At 72.4% G+C, this 15,153-nt stretch carries 15 protein-coding genes; 9 read left to right on the top strand and 6 right to left on the bottom strand.

Annotation, left to right across the window (positions count from 1 at the left end):
- Positions 1-6: 6 nt before the first annotated feature.
- On the bottom strand, positions 7-942 hold the full coding sequence (locus C3489_RS01205) for a helix-turn-helix transcriptional regulator (protein ID WP_181139451.1): 936 nt from the start codon (positions 940-942) through the stop codon (positions 7-9).
- 138 nt (positions 943-1,080) lie between these two features.
- Between C3489_RS01205 and C3489_RS01200 the strand changes: the two genes are divergently transcribed.
- The 5 genes from C3489_RS01200 (at position 1,081) to C3489_RS01180 (ending at position 5,566) form a co-directional block, all read left to right on the top strand.
- Positions 1,081-1,989: an oxidoreductase gene (locus C3489_RS01200; protein WP_103778828.1), complete on the top strand. Its 909-nt coding sequence runs from the start codon at positions 1,081-1,083 to the stop codon at positions 1,987-1,989.
- A gap of 176 nt (positions 1,990-2,165) precedes the next feature.
- Positions 2,166-2,930 (top strand): GNAT family N-acetyltransferase, encoded by a 765-nt coding sequence (locus C3489_RS01195; RefSeq protein WP_103778826.1) that lies wholly within the window; start codon positions 2,166-2,168, stop codon positions 2,928-2,930.
- Positions 2,931-2,998: 68 nt separating this feature from the next.
- Positions 2,999-3,223, top strand: a complete 225-nt coding sequence (gene infA / locus C3489_RS01190; protein WP_103778824.1) for a translation initiation factor IF-1 — start codon at positions 2,999-3,001, stop codon at positions 3,221-3,223.
- Between the two features lie 233 nt (positions 3,224-3,456).
- The gene (locus tag C3489_RS01185; RefSeq protein ID WP_103778822.1) at positions 3,457-4,713 is read left to right on the top strand and encodes an extracellular solute-binding protein; all 1,257 of its coding nucleotides are present in this window, start codon (positions 3,457-3,459) and stop codon (positions 4,711-4,713) included.
- A gap of 328 nt (positions 4,714-5,041) precedes the next feature.
- Positions 5,042-5,566 carry an HPP family protein gene (locus C3489_RS01180; protein WP_103778820.1) on the top strand — a complete coding sequence of 175 codons (525 nt, stop codon included), beginning with the start codon at positions 5,042-5,044 and terminating at the stop codon, positions 5,564-5,566.
- Positions 5,567-5,594: 28 nt separating this feature from the next.
- Here the strand turns inward: C3489_RS01180 and C3489_RS01175 are convergent, their stop codons facing one another.
- Both C3489_RS01175 and C3489_RS01170 read right to left on the bottom strand, forming a co-directional pair.
- Positions 5,595-6,953, bottom strand: a complete 1,359-nt coding sequence (locus tag C3489_RS01175) for a carbohydrate-binding protein (RefSeq protein WP_103778818.1) — start codon at positions 6,951-6,953, stop codon at positions 5,595-5,597.
- 92 nt (positions 6,954-7,045) lie between these two features.
- Positions 7,046-8,044 carry a LysR family transcriptional regulator gene (locus C3489_RS01170; protein WP_103778816.1) on the bottom strand — a complete coding sequence of 333 codons (999 nt, stop codon included), beginning with the start codon at positions 8,042-8,044 and terminating at the stop codon, positions 7,046-7,048.
- Positions 8,045-8,149: 105 nt separating this feature from the next.
- On the opposite strand from C3489_RS01170, the gene C3489_RS01165 reads away from it, so the two are divergent.
- Positions 8,150-9,088 carry an AraC family transcriptional regulator gene (locus C3489_RS01165; RefSeq protein WP_103778814.1) on the top strand — a complete coding sequence of 313 codons (939 nt, stop codon included), beginning with the start codon at positions 8,150-8,152 and terminating at the stop codon, positions 9,086-9,088.
- 33 nt (positions 9,089-9,121) lie between these two features.
- Entirely contained in the window at positions 9,122-9,979 is an 858-nt protein-coding gene (locus C3489_RS01160) for a carbohydrate-binding protein (protein WP_103778812.1), read from the top strand.
- Between the two features lie 27 nt (positions 9,980-10,006).
- On the opposite strand, the gene C3489_RS01155 is transcribed toward C3489_RS01160, so the two are convergent.
- Both C3489_RS01155 and C3489_RS01150 read right to left on the bottom strand, forming a co-directional pair.
- Complete coding sequence (locus C3489_RS01155) at positions 10,007-11,038, bottom strand: tetratricopeptide repeat protein (protein ID WP_103778810.1); 1,032 nt, start codon at positions 11,036-11,038, stop codon at positions 10,007-10,009.
- 43 nt (positions 11,039-11,081) lie between these two features.
- Positions 11,082-11,681, bottom strand: coding sequence for a hypothetical protein (locus tag C3489_RS01150; RefSeq protein ID WP_146075257.1), 600 nt, complete (start codon positions 11,679-11,681; stop codon positions 11,082-11,084).
- Positions 11,682-12,689: 1,008 nt separating this feature from the next.
- Between C3489_RS01150 and C3489_RS01145 the strand changes: the two genes are divergently transcribed.
- On the top strand, positions 12,690-13,073 hold the full coding sequence (locus C3489_RS01145; protein ID WP_103778806.1) for a hypothetical protein: 384 nt from the start codon (positions 12,690-12,692) through the stop codon (positions 13,071-13,073).
- Positions 13,074-13,130: 57 nt separating this feature from the next.
- Here the strand turns inward: C3489_RS01145 and C3489_RS01140 are convergent, their stop codons facing one another.
- Positions 13,131-13,568 carry a nuclear transport factor 2 family protein gene (locus C3489_RS01140; RefSeq protein WP_103778804.1) on the bottom strand — a complete coding sequence of 146 codons (438 nt, stop codon included), beginning with the start codon at positions 13,566-13,568 and terminating at the stop codon, positions 13,131-13,133.
- A gap of 218 nt (positions 13,569-13,786) precedes the next feature.
- On the opposite strand from C3489_RS01140, the gene C3489_RS01135 reads away from it, so the two are divergent.
- Complete coding sequence (locus tag C3489_RS01135; RefSeq protein WP_103778802.1) at positions 13,787-15,142, top strand: SMI1/KNR4 family protein; 1,356 nt, start codon at positions 13,787-13,789, stop codon at positions 15,140-15,142.
- Positions 15,143-15,153: the final 11 nt, after the last annotated feature.

Genomic DNA, 15,153 nt, shown 5'->3' with positions numbered 1-15,153 from the left:
CACTGATCAGTGCCCTTGGCCGTGGCCCGCGGCGAGGACTGACTCCCCGACGGACGTGCGGGCGTACAGCACCGAGCGTCCGGCCCGGTGGGCGGAGACGAAGCCGGCGTCGCGCAGGGCCGTGAGGTTCTGGGAGACCCCGGCCTTGGAGATGCCCGTGCGGTGGGCCAGTTCCGTCGTCGTGGCCGGAGTCTCCAGTTCGGTGAGCAGAAGCGTCCGTGCGCGGCCGAGCACGGCGGCCAGCGCCGCGGTGCGGGTGACGGTGCGGCGTTCCCACAGCGTGCCGGTGCCGCGGGCTCGGTAGGCGAGTTGCGGCGGGTCCGGCGGAGCGATCCGTGTGGACAGGCCCGGCCCCTTGAAGGCCGAGGGGATCAGGAGCAGCCCCGCGCCCGCCGTCTCCCGGGACAGCGACCGTGGCCAGCGGAGCAGCCGCAGCACGTCGTCGCTCCAACTGACCTGTGGGTGCAGCTCGTCGAGGAGACGGCCGGCTCCGTACTGCGAGACCTGCCGGGCGCGATACAGGACGTCGGCCTCCAGCACCGTGCGGATCCGCGCCCAGTAGGGAGCGAGCGCCAGCTCCCAGTAGGTCTCGATCTCCTCCGCTACCCGTGCCAGGTGCCTGCGCGGATCGGCGTACAGGGACCGCAGGCCAGGTCCGATGCCGCCCGTGTGGTGTGCGAGGTGGTCGAGGTCCTTGCGGACGCGGTCGGCCGGGCAGGCCACGACCGCGGCCAGTTCCTCCGCCAACGTGGGTGCGGGCCCGGCAGGTGCCGGGTTCAGGAAGTCCGGGGCGTAGCCGGAGGGCGGGATCAGTTCGGCGAGCCATGCCTTGTCGAGGCCGGCCGCCGCGACCCGTGGCCGTACCTGCTCCACCCACCGTCGGTGCACGGGATCCGCTCCACCGGAGGCCAGCAGCCGGACGCTGCTCCCGACCTGCCACATCGGCGAGACGGCGAACCGCACCTGGGCCACGTCCCTCGCCGAGAACGACAGCTCCGCCAGGAACCCCCCACCCCTCTCAAGGATTCACCCATACCTGAATCAATGGCGGCCACCCTACCGCGCGGACATCATCCCGGCATGATCCCCGAAACGATCAACGCTGCCGCATCGGGCACCTGGAAGCTGGGAGACCTGACGGTCAACCGCATCGGCTTCGGCGCCATGCGGCTGCCGCAGACCGGCAAGGCGCTCGTACCCGACGCCGTCCCCCGCGACCGCGACCAGGCGATCGGCGTGCTGCGCCGCGCCATCGAGCTCGGCGTGAACCACATCGACACCGCCGCGTTCTACTTCTCCGCGCTGCGCTCCGCCAACGAACTGATCAACCGAGCCCTGGCGCCCTACCCGGACGACCTCGTCATCGCCACCAAAGTCGGGCAGCCACGCGGACCGTCCGGGGAATGGCTGCCCCACGCCGGGCCGCAGCAGTTGCGCGGCCTGGTCGAGGAGAACCTGCGCCAGCTCGGCCGGGACCACTTGGACCTGGTGAACCTGCGCGTCGTCGGTACCGATTCCATCGCCGAGCGCTTCGAAGAGCTGGCCGAGCTGCGCAAGGCCGGACTCGTCCGCCACCTCGGTCTCTCCAACGTCCACCCCCACCACCTGGCCGAGGCCCGGGCCATCGCACCCGTGGTCTGCGTGCAGAACATGTACGGCCTCGGAGTGCGGCCCGACCAGGACGCGTTCGTCCGCGCCTGCGGCGAGCAGGATGTCGCCTTCGTTCCGTTCTACGCGATCGCCGCCAGCGGGGGCCAAGCCGGGGCGAGCGACGGCGACCACCCGGAGATCCTGGCCGTCGCCCGGGCACACGGCGCGAGCCCGGCTCAAGTCAGGATCGCCTGGACCCTTCATCGCGGCCCGCACGTGCTGGCCATCCCGGGCACCAGTGACCCCGGCCACCTGGCGGCGAACGTGGCGGCGGGCGCTCTGCGGCTCAGTCGGGACGAGATGGCGCTCCTCGACTCCCTGCACCGCCGTAATTCCTGAGCGCGCCGATGATCGAGCTGATAGCTTGCAGTCGACCGTGACCGGCCCAAGGAGGTGAGACCCCCATGAACGCAGTATCGAGGTGGGTGCTCCCTCTCTCCGTCACGGTGTGACCCTGATCCAGGTGTCGCCGGGAGCCGCCTCTCCGACAAGGCACTCCTGAAAGGCGAACATCTATGAACACCGTGACGATCACGCGGGTCGCGGAGGGGCAGTGGGAGGCTGTGACCGACGGTCGGACCGTCGGCCACGGAGACGTCTCGCACCGGCCCGACGGGCGGCTCTTCATCAGCATCGACGTGTGGCAGGACGCGGTCTTCGACCAGCTCGCGGCCGTGATGCTGGCCGACCTCCCCGAGCTGCTCCACACCGTGGTCAGTGAGTCCGACCACGACCTGCGGTCGAGTTGGGAGCGGCTCGGCTTCACCGTGCGACGCCGTGAGTGGGAGTACATCCTGCCCACCGACTCCGGCGACACCGGGCTTCGCACGGCGCAACTCCCGGCGGGCGTGACGATCCTGTCCGCCGGTACCGCGGACGAGAGCCTGCTGCGCGCGCTGGACCGCACGATTCGCGAGGAAGTCGAAGCCACCGTCGGCTGGCACACCATGCCGGCCGAGGTACTGCCCCGCCCGGCCGGGTCCACGCTCGGGGACCCGTCGAAGTACGCGGCGGCGCTCCAGGACGGCGAGTACGTCGGCCTGGTCCGGGTGGCGCGGGCGCCCCGCCGGGCGCGGATCGGGCTGGTCGCGATCCGAGCCGGTCACCGCGGGCACGGCATCGGGCGGGCACTGCTGGCCCACGCGTTGGGCGAGCTGCACCGCGACGGGATCGGCTCCGCCTGGGCCGAAGTGGACACATCCAACGCCGCCGGGATCGCGCTGGCCGAGGGCGCCGGCGGCCGGCGATCGGGCAGCTACCTGGAACTCGCGCGCCGCTGACGCCCCGCTCGCCCATCGCGAACAACCTGACCGGCCACCCAACTCAACCAATTCAGAAGCGAGATACCTTGGCACGAACAGCAAAGGGCCTGGAGATCGAGGGAACCGTCCTCGACTGCCAGCGCAACGCCACCTTCACGGTGGAGCTGAACAACGGGCACCACGTGCTCGCGCACATCAGCGGGAAGATCCGGAAGAACTACATCAGGATCCTCCCGTTCGACCGCGTGCTCGTGGAACTCAGCCCCTATGACCTCACCCGCGGCCGGATCGTCTACCGGTACCGCTCCTGAGCAGCGGCACGCGCGCCCGGCCGACCCCGGGCGCGCTCCTCATCGCACAGCCTCTTCTACGCGCGTCAGAATCAGCGGCGGCATATCGGAAGACACCATTCGACATCGGCCGAGTTGGAGGTATGGCCACACTTGTCCGGCAGGGGGCCCATATCGCCCCGGCGCGGGAGAGGATTCCGGTTGCACTGCTGAAAAGATCAAGAGGAAAGACCGTGCGACCAAGACTCATCGGCATGACCGCCTCCGTGGCCGCATTCGGACTGCTGGGCTCCCTCGTCACCGCCTGCGGCGCACTGGGGAGCGGCGGAACGACGCTGCGCCTGGTGGCCCCCGAGTACGGCGACAGCCCGGCGACCAGCTCCAAGGCGTACTGGTCCCAGCTGACCAGCGCCTTCACCGCCGCCCACCCCGGCACGAAGGTGGAGGTGACGCTCTACCCGTGGGCCGACGTCGACCGCGAGGTCACCCGCATGGTCCAGGAGGGCAATGCCCCTGACGTGGCCCTCATGGGCGCGTACTCCGACTTCGCCGCACAGGGCCGCCTCTACTCCGCCGGCGAGCTGCTGCCGATCAGCGAGGAGGCCAACTTCCTGCCGCCGCTCGCGGAGGCGGGAACGGTCGACGGAGCCCTCTACGGCTTGCCCTTCGTGGCCAGCAGCCGGCTGCTCTTCTACAACGAGGAGCTGTTCGACAAGGCCGGTGCGAAGCCGCCGAAGACCTGGTCGGACCTGAAGGACGCGGCCGAGGCGCTGAAGAAGGAGGGCGTGCTCTACCCGTACGCCCTGCCGCTCGGCCCCGAGGAGGCGCACGCCGAAGCCCTGATCTGGGAACTGAGCAACGGCGGCGGGTACACCGACAGCAGCAACGGGTACAGCATCGCGTCCCGGCAGAACACACAGACGTTCCGCTGGATCAAGGACAACCTGGTCACACCTGGCCTGACCGGCCCGGTCCCGCCCGAGCGGCTCAACCGGCAGGACGCCTTCGCCGCCTTCCTGCGCGGCGAGGTCGGTATGGTCAACGGCTACCCCTCACTCCTTGACGAGGCGACGAAGAAGGGCATGAAGGTCGGCACGCTGACCATGCCCGTGTCCGACACGCTGAGCGACGGGAAGACCCCGCCGTCGGTGGGCGTCGCCGACTGGATGATGGCCTTCAAGCACGACGGCAATCGTGAACTGGTGGGCTCGTTCCTGGACTTCGTCTACGAGGACAAGAACCTCAACGAGTTCGCCGGCCGCTACCACCTGTTGCCCTCGACGGTGTCCGCCACCGAGACCTCCCAGGACTCGGCGACGGACACCGGCAACGAGCAGTTCCTGACCGCACTGCGCACCGCCCAGCTCTACCCGGTCAACGACCCGTCCTGGCTGCAGGTCAGCAACACCATCAAGCAGAACATCGGCAAGGCCGTCGCGCCCTCCGCCGACCCGAAGACCGTGCTGGAGGACATCGCCCAGCAGGTCCGGGTCATAGCGCAGCAGGGGTAGCCCTCTCCCGAATCCGTTGCTCGCCCTCATCCCAGGCCACCGGAGAGACGGCGTCGACCGGACGCCTGCCTCGTCGCTCGCGAAGTGCCCACAAGGTGCGCGCAGCGACGACCGACCCGCCGCCCCCCGGAGCGGGCATGTCGATGCCCCAGGGGCCGCTCGCAGGCCCGCCACGTGTCCATGGTTGGATAGGGTCCAGGACTGCGCCGCCCCCATCGGAAGATCGGCGCAAGGTCAGCCCACGTCGATCACGGGGCGCGTTGCACATCAGCACGGGACCGTTCCGCCCTTCCCCGCATTCAGCACGACCCCAGGTCCCGAGAGACACGTGAGTTCCGACACCACCACACGCCCGGCTGCCCGGCGCCTGCTCGCCGGACGCGCTCCAGCCCCTGCCGGACGCCGCCACACCGTTCATGCCACGACGTCCGCCGTCTCCGTACTGCTGCTGTTGGCGGCGATAGGCGCTGTCCTGCACGAACCGCTGTTCATCCCGCCCCTCGCGGCCAGCGCCGCCCTGGTGCACAGCACTCCGCAGCTGCCTCTCGCGCAACCGCGCAGCCTGATCGGCGGCCACCTGCTGTCCGCCCTCGGCGGCTACCTGGTGCTGGCCACCTGCGGAAGCTCGACCTGGGCCGCGGCACTGGCAGGCGGCCTCGCCCTGGGCACCATGATGATCACCAGGACGCCGCACTCCCCGGCCGCGGCCACGGCCGTCATCGTCGTCCTCCAGTCACCCGCCCCGCTCCGTTTCCTCCCCCTTCTGCTCACCGCCACGCTGCTGCTGGTCAGCGCCGGAACCATCGCCGGGCTGCCGAAACACGCACCTCGGTACCCCGCCTACTGGTGGTGACTGCGAGCCGCTCGCCGGATGCCGCCGCTCACACCCGCTGCCACAGCGCCGGCGTGTTCGGCGGCTCCCAGCCGGGCTGGGCCTGGTGGCTCTGCAGACAGCGATAGGTGGCACCGCCGTACGTCACCGTGTCGCCCGCCTGGTAGACGGTGCCCGCCGACCAGGTGCCGCCCGGATCACCGGGGTCGCCCGGGTCCCCGGGGCCGGACGCGCTGGTCTTCAGGGTGAGGCCGTAGTTCTGGAGGATCGGGTTGATCGGCTGGAAGTAGGTCGTACCGCCACTCGTGCAGTTGCCGGAGCCGCCCGAGGTGACGCCCTGTGCCTGGCTGCCGGAGATGAACGAGCCGCCCGAGTCGCCCGGTTCCGCGCACACCGAGGTGCGGGTGACGCCGGCGACGGTGCCCTCCTGGTACGTCACGCTGGAGTTGAGCTGCTGCACCGTGCCGCAGTGCCAGCCCGTCGTGGAGCCGGAGCGGCACACGGAGGCACCCACCGTGGCCTGCGCGGATCCCGCGACCTGCGCGCTGGAGCCGTTGACGTACGGCGTCGCCGTCCAGTTGGCGTTCGTGGCCACCCAGGCCATGTCGTTGCCGGGGAAGACCGACGCCTGGAAGGTGCCCTGCGCGACCCGGTTGGAGCCGGTGGTGCCGCTGCCGGCCCGTCCGCAGTGGCCGGCCGTGGCGAATCCCTGCTGGGTGCCCCGGGTCACCGGGAAACCGATCGAGCAGCGGCTGCTGTTGTCGATGTAGTAGGCGTCGCCGCCCCGCAGGTCGTAGAGCGGGCGGGGGTGCTCGGTGGACCGCACGATCCTGGTGAGGGAGGCGTCGACGCCGGCCGCGGCGAGCAGGGAGCGGGCGGCGTCCGCCCGTGTCGCCTGCACCACCAGCGTGTTGGTGCGTGCGTCGACGTACCAGACCGGCGTGTCCGTGCTGCCGTGGTGCGCGGAGGCCCGGTCCAGGCGTGCCTTGGCCGCGTCCAGCGCCGCCAGGGAGTGGTCCACGACGACCGCGTCGGCGCCCCGCGCCCGGATGACGGGCGCGTCGGCCGGGTCCGTCGTGGCCACGGTCAGCGTGTCCGACAGGGTGCCGCTCACCCAGGCGCCCGCGAAGTGCGCGCCCACGGCGGCGCGCAGCCGGCCCGCGGTGGCGCCGGCCTCGGCCTCGTTGGCCAGGCGGCGGTCCGCCTGCTGCCGGTTCAGCCCGAGGTCGCGTCGGAGCGCGGCGAGGAGGCCGGGCGGCGCCGCGGCGGTGCGCAGGCTCTCGGCCGCCGTCGGCACGGCGGAGGAGTGGGACGGCTGGGCGCTCGCGGAGCCGCTGAGCCCGGCCGCGAGCAGGGCACCGGCCGCCGCCGCTGCGGCACACGCGGCCCTGAGGTGTCGTTGGAGCATGGGGAGGTCTCCTCGGATTCGGTGGGAGTGCCGACACCGTAGGGAGGACCTGCCACGGCCCGTAAGACATCAGCCGACCCCCTGCCCCCGCGTTATGGAACCCCGCCGGGAGCCGCCCCGGGCACCGGGTGTGACACGGCGTCCGGTGCCGGACGGCGCTGCGCGAGCCGGCGCGTGTGGCCGGCGCTGCGCGCCGCCGCGTCCGCGTGCGCCTCGCGGGCCTGAGCCAGCACCGTGGCCGCGGTGTCCGGCCGCTGTGCTGCCGGATGCCAGCCCAGCAGATGCCGCCACATCAGGGGCGTGCCGGTGAGCGGGCGGACGGTGAGCCCGGGCGTCGGCGGAAAGGTGGCCCGGCACAGGCCCACCGCCCGGCCCACTTGGACGAGGTGCACGCAGGACGCGGTGTCCGTCTCGTACATGCGCCGGGGCGTGAAGCCGGCCCGGGCGCAGGCCGCGGTGAAGCAGTCCGCGAAACATCCGTCACCGGGGACGCACGCCCACTCCTCGTCGGCGAGCGCGGCCAGGTCGATCTCCCGCACGCGGGCCAGCCGGTGACCGTCCGCGAGCATCACGAAGACGGGGTCGACGGCGATCTCCTCCCAGACGAGGTCGGGGCAGTCCGGCGGCGGGGCCGAGCCGCAGGTGCCGGCCAGCACGAAGTCCAGGCGCCCTTCGGCCAGTTGCTGCGCGAGTTCCCGCTCCGACCAGGAGGCACAGGTGGTCACGGCGGTGCCGGGTGCGGCCTCGGCCAGCCGGTCCACCAGCGCGCCCAGCAGCGGTCCGTGCGTTCCCCCGAGCCGCAGCCGCTCCCCGTCCCGTTGGGTCCGGGCGAACCGGGCCGCCTCCCGCTGGAGTTCACTCACCGCGGGCAGCACGATCCGGGTGCGTTCCAGGACCAGCTCGCCGAGGGCGGTGGTCCGTACGCCGTGCCGGCCACGCTCGAACAGCGCGCCGCCCAGGGCCCGTTCGATGCGTCTCAGCTGCGCGCTGAGGGCGGGCTGGGCCAGCCCGAGCACCGTGGCCGCTCTGGTCAGGCTGCCCGCGTCCGCGATGGCCCGGATGGTCTTCAGATGCCGCAACTCCAGCTCCATGAGGGGAGCTTGCGGTGCCGTAGGGCGAGGGGCAAGGGGTTGGTACGGACCAGGGTGGGAACGGATGTGCCCGACCGACCGGTGTCCCCGAGAGGAGTGCGACCGATGCGCAGCACCACCGTCCTGCCGGGAGCTCCCGGACTGCCCTGCGGCGCGGGGGACGTGCCGCTGCACCGGCTGGAGGTGGCCGGACCCGGCGCCCCGCCCTGTGCCGCGGGCTCCTTCGAGGAGGTGGGACCGCTGTCCCGGTGGGACCGGCCGCACCGGCACACCTTCTACGAGATCGTGCACATCCGCGCCGGTTCGGGCACCCACGTCGTCGATCTCACCCGGTGGCCGGTGCGTCCCCCGCAGCTGGCGGTGATCCTGCCCGGTCAGGTGCACCACTGGGAGGGCGGCCGGGGCCCCGAGGGGTCGCTCGTGCTGTTCACCGACGACTTCCTGGTGGACCACCCCGGCGACCGCGAGGTGCTGCGGGAACTCGGGGCGCGGTGCCGGTTCGGCCTGGACCCCGAGCACGACCGGTCGATCGGGTGCCTGATCGCCGAACTGGTCGCGGAACTCAGGGAGCGTGCGCCGGGGCACGAGAGCGTCCTGCGGTCCCTGCTCCATGTGCTCGTCGTGCGTGCCGCCCGGCTCCCGCACCGCACCGGCGAGGGCACCGAGCCGCGCGCCCAGGGCCGTACGGCCGCGGTGGCCGAGGCGTTCGCCCGGCTGATCTCCCGATCCGAGGCGGCGGGGTGGACCGTGCAGGAGTGCGCCGGCCGGCTGGGAGTCACGCCGGGATACCTCACCCAGGCGGTGCGGACCGCCACCGGCCGTCCACCCGGGCGGCTACTCATCGAGGCGCGTGTGTACTTGGCTCAACAGCTGCTGGTGCACACGCAGTTGTCGGTACGACAGGTCGCGGCCCGTACCGGCTTCAGCGACCCGGCCTACTTCGGCCGGTTCTTCCGGCGCGAGACCGGCAGCAGCCCCGGAGCCTTCCGAAAACACCACAGCCGCCACCATCAGTCCCTCGAAGCCCCGCCCGCGCCCGCCTAGTTTCGGTGCCCACCACGCCCCACAGGAGGAGACATGGACGGAGCAGGCAATACGCACGGCGCGGGCCGGGACGACCACGGCACCGACCGCGAACCGGACTCTCCCCGGCTCGTCCGCCGCAAGACGGTGCTGCGGGCGGCACTCGCGGCCACCGCCGCCATCCCCGTCGCCCTGGCCGGCGGTCCGGCCCTGGCCCGCGCCTCGGCCGCGAGCGGCACCGCACCACACCTCACCCCGTCCTGCGACGACGGCGACGACCCCACCCCGGAGCAGATAGAAGGCCCCTACTTCAAACCGAACTCACCGCAGCGCACCAGCCTCCTGGAACCCGGTCTGCCCGGCACCCCGCTCACCGTGACCGGCTATGTCTTCGGCCGCGCCTGCCTCCCCCTGACCGGCGTCCTGCTGGACTTCTGGCAGGCCGACGCGGGCGGCGCCTACGACAACACCGGATTCAGGCTGCGCGGGCACCAGTTCACCGACTCCCGCGGCTCCTTCGCGCTCACCACCATCGTGCCGGGCCTGTACCCGGGGCGCACTCGCCATCTCCACGTCAAGCTGCAGGCTCCCGGCCGACCGGTGTTGACCACGCAGCTGTACTTCCCGAACGAGCCGCGCAACAACACCGACACGATCTTCGATCCGCGGCTGCTGATGAGCGTGCGCGACGCGGGCGGCGGCCGGGAGGCGGCGTTCGACTTCGTCCTCGACGTTCCGCAGGACCCGGGCCCCGGCCCCACCCCGCCGGGTGGGAGCTGGGCCGTGGGCGTCACGTACCGGTCGGGGGACCGGGTCACGTACGCCGGCCGCGCCTACGTCTGCCTCCAGCCGCACACTTCTCAGCCGGGCTGGGAGCCGCCGGCGGTACCGGCGCTGTGGCAGGCGGCGTGAGCGAGCGGTCCGGCGCCTGGTGACAGCTCAGGTCCACGGTCCGCGGATGACGTGCCGCTCGGGGAAGATGCGCGATTCCACGTATCGGCCGATCTCCCGCACGTCGTCGGGCGTGCCGACACCAGGGAGTTCGACGTACTTCGTGGACGAGGCGCCCGCCTCGTTGTACCGCAGGCCCAGTGAGGCGGTGTTGGTGAGATACGTGCCGAACGTACGCACATAGCTGGGTGATTCGACGATCTGGTAGTACCAGACGAACTGGACACGCCGCCGGACGAACCCGGCCTTCACGTCGACGCCGTACTCGTAGAAGTCCGCACCGTTCGTACGCGCCTTGACGTACGCCACCAGGGGGAACGCCAGGATCTGGGCCACGACGGCCAGGAGGGCGAGCACTCCGAGCATGCGGACGCCCATGGGGATCCGCAGGCTCTCTCCGGCGACGAACAGAAGCGCGGCGAGCGCCACGGCGACCAGCAGGTGCTTCAGCAGTGAAGGGAGGAGATGGCGGGCCCTGAGGCGGACCGACCGGACGACGTGGCCGCGGTCAGCCACCCGGTGGGAGTCCACCCGGGCCCGCAAGGTCGGCGGGCCCGGCGTGAGCGCGGGCCCGACCAAGGGCGGTGCACCACTGCCGGGCCCGGCCGGGGGCACGAGGGGTTGCGGGCCTGCCGGGGCGGCCTCGCACTCACGCAGCCGGGCCCTGGTGTCCTGGTAGTCGGTGACCGCCAGGACCCGCCGATAGACCTCGGCGGCCTCCCCCAACGCGCCCTCGGCCTGCAGGATCCGGCCGAGACGGTAGGCGGCCAGATAGTGACGCGGCTCGCTGTCCAGGACGCGCCGGAGGTTCGCCTGCGCCTCGGGCGCCCGCCCCAGGTCGGTCAGGCAGACGGCGAGCGCGAAGCGTGCGGCGACGTCCTCCGGTGACCGCTGGAGGAGGCGCTGCAGCAGCGGGAGCGCCTCGTCGGGCCGGCCCCGGCGATGCAGGTCGCCGGCCTGCGCGTACAGTCCGGCCTCGTCGTCCGGTGTGCCGCCGGACGTCGGATCGTTCACGCTCATCCCGTCCCCCTTCTCGCGCCGGCGCCGCGAGCGCGGTCCCCGGTCACCCGCTGCTTCTCTCGGCGACGCTCACCTCGGCCCTGATCAGCGGCATGATTCCGCACAGGCCGTAGCCGGCCAGTCCGATCAGCCCGGCTACGAGGCACACCCCGAGGGCGGTGTAGGCCTGCGTGTCGTCGACGGGCGGCGACCCGGCCGGGTGTGGCCGGCTCATCCAGTCGCCGAAGTGCACGAACTTGATCATCCCGACGGCCAGTACGGCCTGGGAGACGGTGTGCAGCAGCCGGCCCCACAGATCGCCCGGCCCCGGCCGCACCACCCGGTGGCAGAGCACGAGACCCGTGTTGAGGCTGAAGGCGCCCAGCAGCACCAGGTCGAGCCAGGCCAGGGGCGCACCGGGCTGCGGCCAGGGCGGCCCCTCTCCGCGCAGGGCCGCGTCGAGCCAGGGAACGGAGGGGTCCGGGGCGTTCGACCACAGGGACGAGCGGCCGTCGGTGACGCGATCGTCGATGCCCGTCGCGAGGAGTATGGCGCCGAGTCCGCACACCAGGAGTCCCGGCCAGAACAGCGCGCTGCGTGCTCCCGGCCCCCGCCCGTCCCCGGGTGACGGTCCCGTTCCGCTCGCCATGTCGACCCCCGTCACCCAGCACAGGCTGCCGCGTGACCGTGCGGCTCACGCACGCGGCATCGTCGCGCCGCCCGCAGGGCTCCGCCATGGGCGCGCGGGGTCACACGGAGGGCGCGCGCGGGAACGCGATTGCGCCTGGTGACAGGGTTGTCGGGGCGGGGAACAATCGCGGGCGGGTGGAGGTGTCGTACGCCATTGGGGGTGGGAGTGATGGGCGGAGGCTGGCACATCTTCCGCAGGACCGGCCGGCCGGCGACGCGGGGTGGCGGCGGCACGGGGGCGACGGGGCAAGGGCGCCGGTTCGCACCGAGCCCGGGCCACACTCCCGGGGGCACGCGACCGCCTGGCGCCGTACCGCCGGGTCCGGGGCGGACTCCACCGGAGACCGGGAACGGGGACAGGAGCGGTGGCGGCGGCGGCGACGGTGCGGCCGGTTCCGACGCCGGGACGAGCACGGACGCGGGGGCCGGTCCGGGGCAGCACGTCGGACACGGGCAGCATGCGGACGGGCAGCACGGGCACGGCCATCACGGACACGAACACGGCCAGGGCCATGGCCACGGACACGGACAGGGACAGGCACACCAAGGGGACTCCCCGGGCGGGCACTCGGGTGCCGGGAACGCACATGAACACGGGCACGGGCACTCCGGCACGCACGGGCACTCCGGCACGCACGGGCACCAGGGCCCTCCGGAGACGCCGGGCGTGGCACCCGACCACCATGACAAGTTGCCGCCCGTGAAGGGCGAGCCCCAGCCCCACACACCCGACTGGAGCGGCAAGGATCCCTATCCCTGGGGCAAGGGAGCCTCGGACTCCTCGCAGGCACACCCGGGACACCCCGGAGACGGGCACCATCCCCACGACGACACGACACCCCAGCCCTCACCCGGGTCGCCGGCTCCGGCGCCTGCTCCGGCCGTCGACGGCCACGGAAGCCACGGTCACGGCCACGTCGTACCAGGCGGCGAGGGTGGCGGTGACGGGGAGGAGATATCCGGCGGCGGTCAGGACGTCGGCGTGCCCGACGCGGGTACGCCCTTGCCGCCACCCGCGCTCGACGGGGGCGGCGCCGCGGACGCGGGCATACGGGAAGAGGCCGGCGACCGGGTGGACGGCATTCCCGTCATCGGCGAACCCACGTCCACCGATCCGCCGTCGACGGCACCCGGGCAGCCGCAGCAGCAGGACCAGACCACATCCACGGATCAGCAGTCATCGGCGATGCAGCAGACGGACACGCCCCACTGCTCCGGGCAGGACTTCGGGGCGGTGGCGTTCGACCTCGCGGGCGGGGCGGCCCCGGACACGGGTGCGGACCCCTCGGCGGCCCCGGACGGCGACGCCCCGGCGCCCGGCTTCGACGCCTTCACCTTCTCGGCACCGCCGGAGGCGATGGCCTAGTTCGACGAGCCAGACGTCTGCGAGCGACCTCGCGGACGCCCGGCGAGCCCTCCTCGCTCACTTCGCTTCGAACGCCTGGGCGACGGCGAGGCTGTCTTCGTAGACATGGTGCCGGGTGACAAGGCCGTCTTCGACGGTCAGATGCAGAGCGAACCGGGCACGGTAAGGGCGCCCGGTGGAGCGGGCGGTCTGCCGGATCTCGCCGAGGACGACCGCGTCGTGGCCGTCGACGACGATGCGCTCGATCTCGGTCGCTGCCTGTCCGGGGGCATGGTGCTCGGCGAGCTCGCGGTAGTGGGCTGCGGCGTCGGCGCGGGTGGACCGGTGACGGATCCACGGGGTGGCGGTACGACCATGCTCGGCCTCCGGCCAGTTCAGTTTCCAGTCGCCGTGCTCGGCGTACATCTCGGCGATGCTCTCGGGATCGCCCTCGCCGATCCGGCGCAACAGCTCGTCCACGACGGCGCGAGTGGTCGCAGGTGTGGCTGTGGGCATGGCTCATCACTCCGATCCGGCATGCGCGCCCGTCCGACGCGGCGATGTGAACATCGTTGCCGGAGCTGGCAGTTCGGCGCGATTACCTACCAGGTAACGGCGTATCAAGCGCCAAGATCACACCAGGGAGGCATCCCCGTGGCGGGTGAGCCCACGGTCGTCGTCCCGGACACGGCCCGGGCGACTGCGCTGTCAGCGGCTCCGCGTACGGTCTGCGCATGGTTGATCAGAGACCCCCGTTGTCATCGGTATCCGACTTCGCGACCTGGGAGCCCGTGCTGCGGCGCATGCTGGCCGACGACACGGACCGGCGTGCTGCCCGCACCGCCCGCGTCGCGGGACGCATCGGCCAGTACGGCTGGAGCCTTGCCCATCGGGGACCCATGTCGCCGGCAGCACGCACCGCCGTGAAGGACATACAGCGGGCGCTCGCGCGCGGCGGAGTTCAGGAGATCGCGTTCAGGGCGCGGATCCGACCGGACGGCAGGACCACGCTCGGCCTCGTCTGGCCGAGCCCGGCCGTGGAACCCGCTGTCGGCTACCCGGACCTGGGCGTGCTCGTCCTGGCCGAGGGCTCCCTCCCCGAGCCTTGGCTGCGCCGTCCCGAACCCGTGCCCGGGGCGGTGCCCGCACCGTCGGCGGATCCGGAGTTGCTGGAGCGGACTCTGCGTGAGCGGTTGCCCGACGCCATCGGTGCTACGGAGGAGCAGATCGCCGCGGCCGAAGAGCGCCTCGGTGTCGCGCTGTCCGAGGAGCTCAAGGTGCTCTACCGGGTGACCCGGGTGGACTGGGGCGACGACTTCGACGCCGCGACCCGCGCCGGCGACGCCGTCGGCTGCGAGCTGTCCGGCCTGGAGGACCTGCACGTCGTCGACGCGGCGGCCCGCCACCCCGGCTGGGGCCTCGGCGCGAAGCGTGCGATCAGCACCGCGCCGGGCGCCGCGGTGCAGGCCCTGGCCGGCTCACCGGGCTGGGTCGGTTTCGGGAGCAACGGCGGAGACGAGTTCGCGGTCGACCTGACTCCCGGCCCGGGCGGGCACTTCGGCCAGGTCATCCTGGTCGATCACGAGCAGAGTCTGGGAGCCGAGCTCGTGGCCGACTCCCTCACCGATTTCGTGCTGGGCCGCTTGCGGAAGGAAGACCAGGACCGGCGGGGAGATGCGCCTGACGCCGTGGCCCGGGTCGGGGCGGGAGGCGCCGAGACCGTCCAGGCCGCCGCCCACCCGGCGCTGGAAGTCCTGTCCATCGGCGCCGGGGACGGCGCACCACACAGCCTCGCGCCCGTCGCCGGACTGTCCCGCCTGCGCACGCTCACCGCCTTGCCCGGCACCCTGGCCGACCCTCTGGAGGTCGCCGCGCTCACCGCGCTGGAGTTTCTGGAACTCGGCGCGCGGGACTGGCGCGTCCTCCTGGACGCCGGAGCCGTCCCGCGCACCCTGAAAGCCGCAGCCGTCACCGTGCGGGACCAGGACCACCTGCCCGTCGTGGCCATCGCCAACGAGATCCTGGCGCTCTGGGACCGGCCCCAGGTCGTACAGACACTCCTTGACGGAGACCTCGGCCCCGCGTCCTGAGCAATGAAGGT

This window comes from Streptomyces sp. Ru71 (genome assembly GCF_002920535.1).
In the GTDB taxonomy this organism is placed as follows: Bacteria; Actinomycetota; Actinomycetes; order Streptomycetales; family Streptomycetaceae; genus Streptomyces.
Note: the sequence above shows the minus strand (reverse complement) of the source record. Positions and strands in the feature narration are given on the sequence as shown.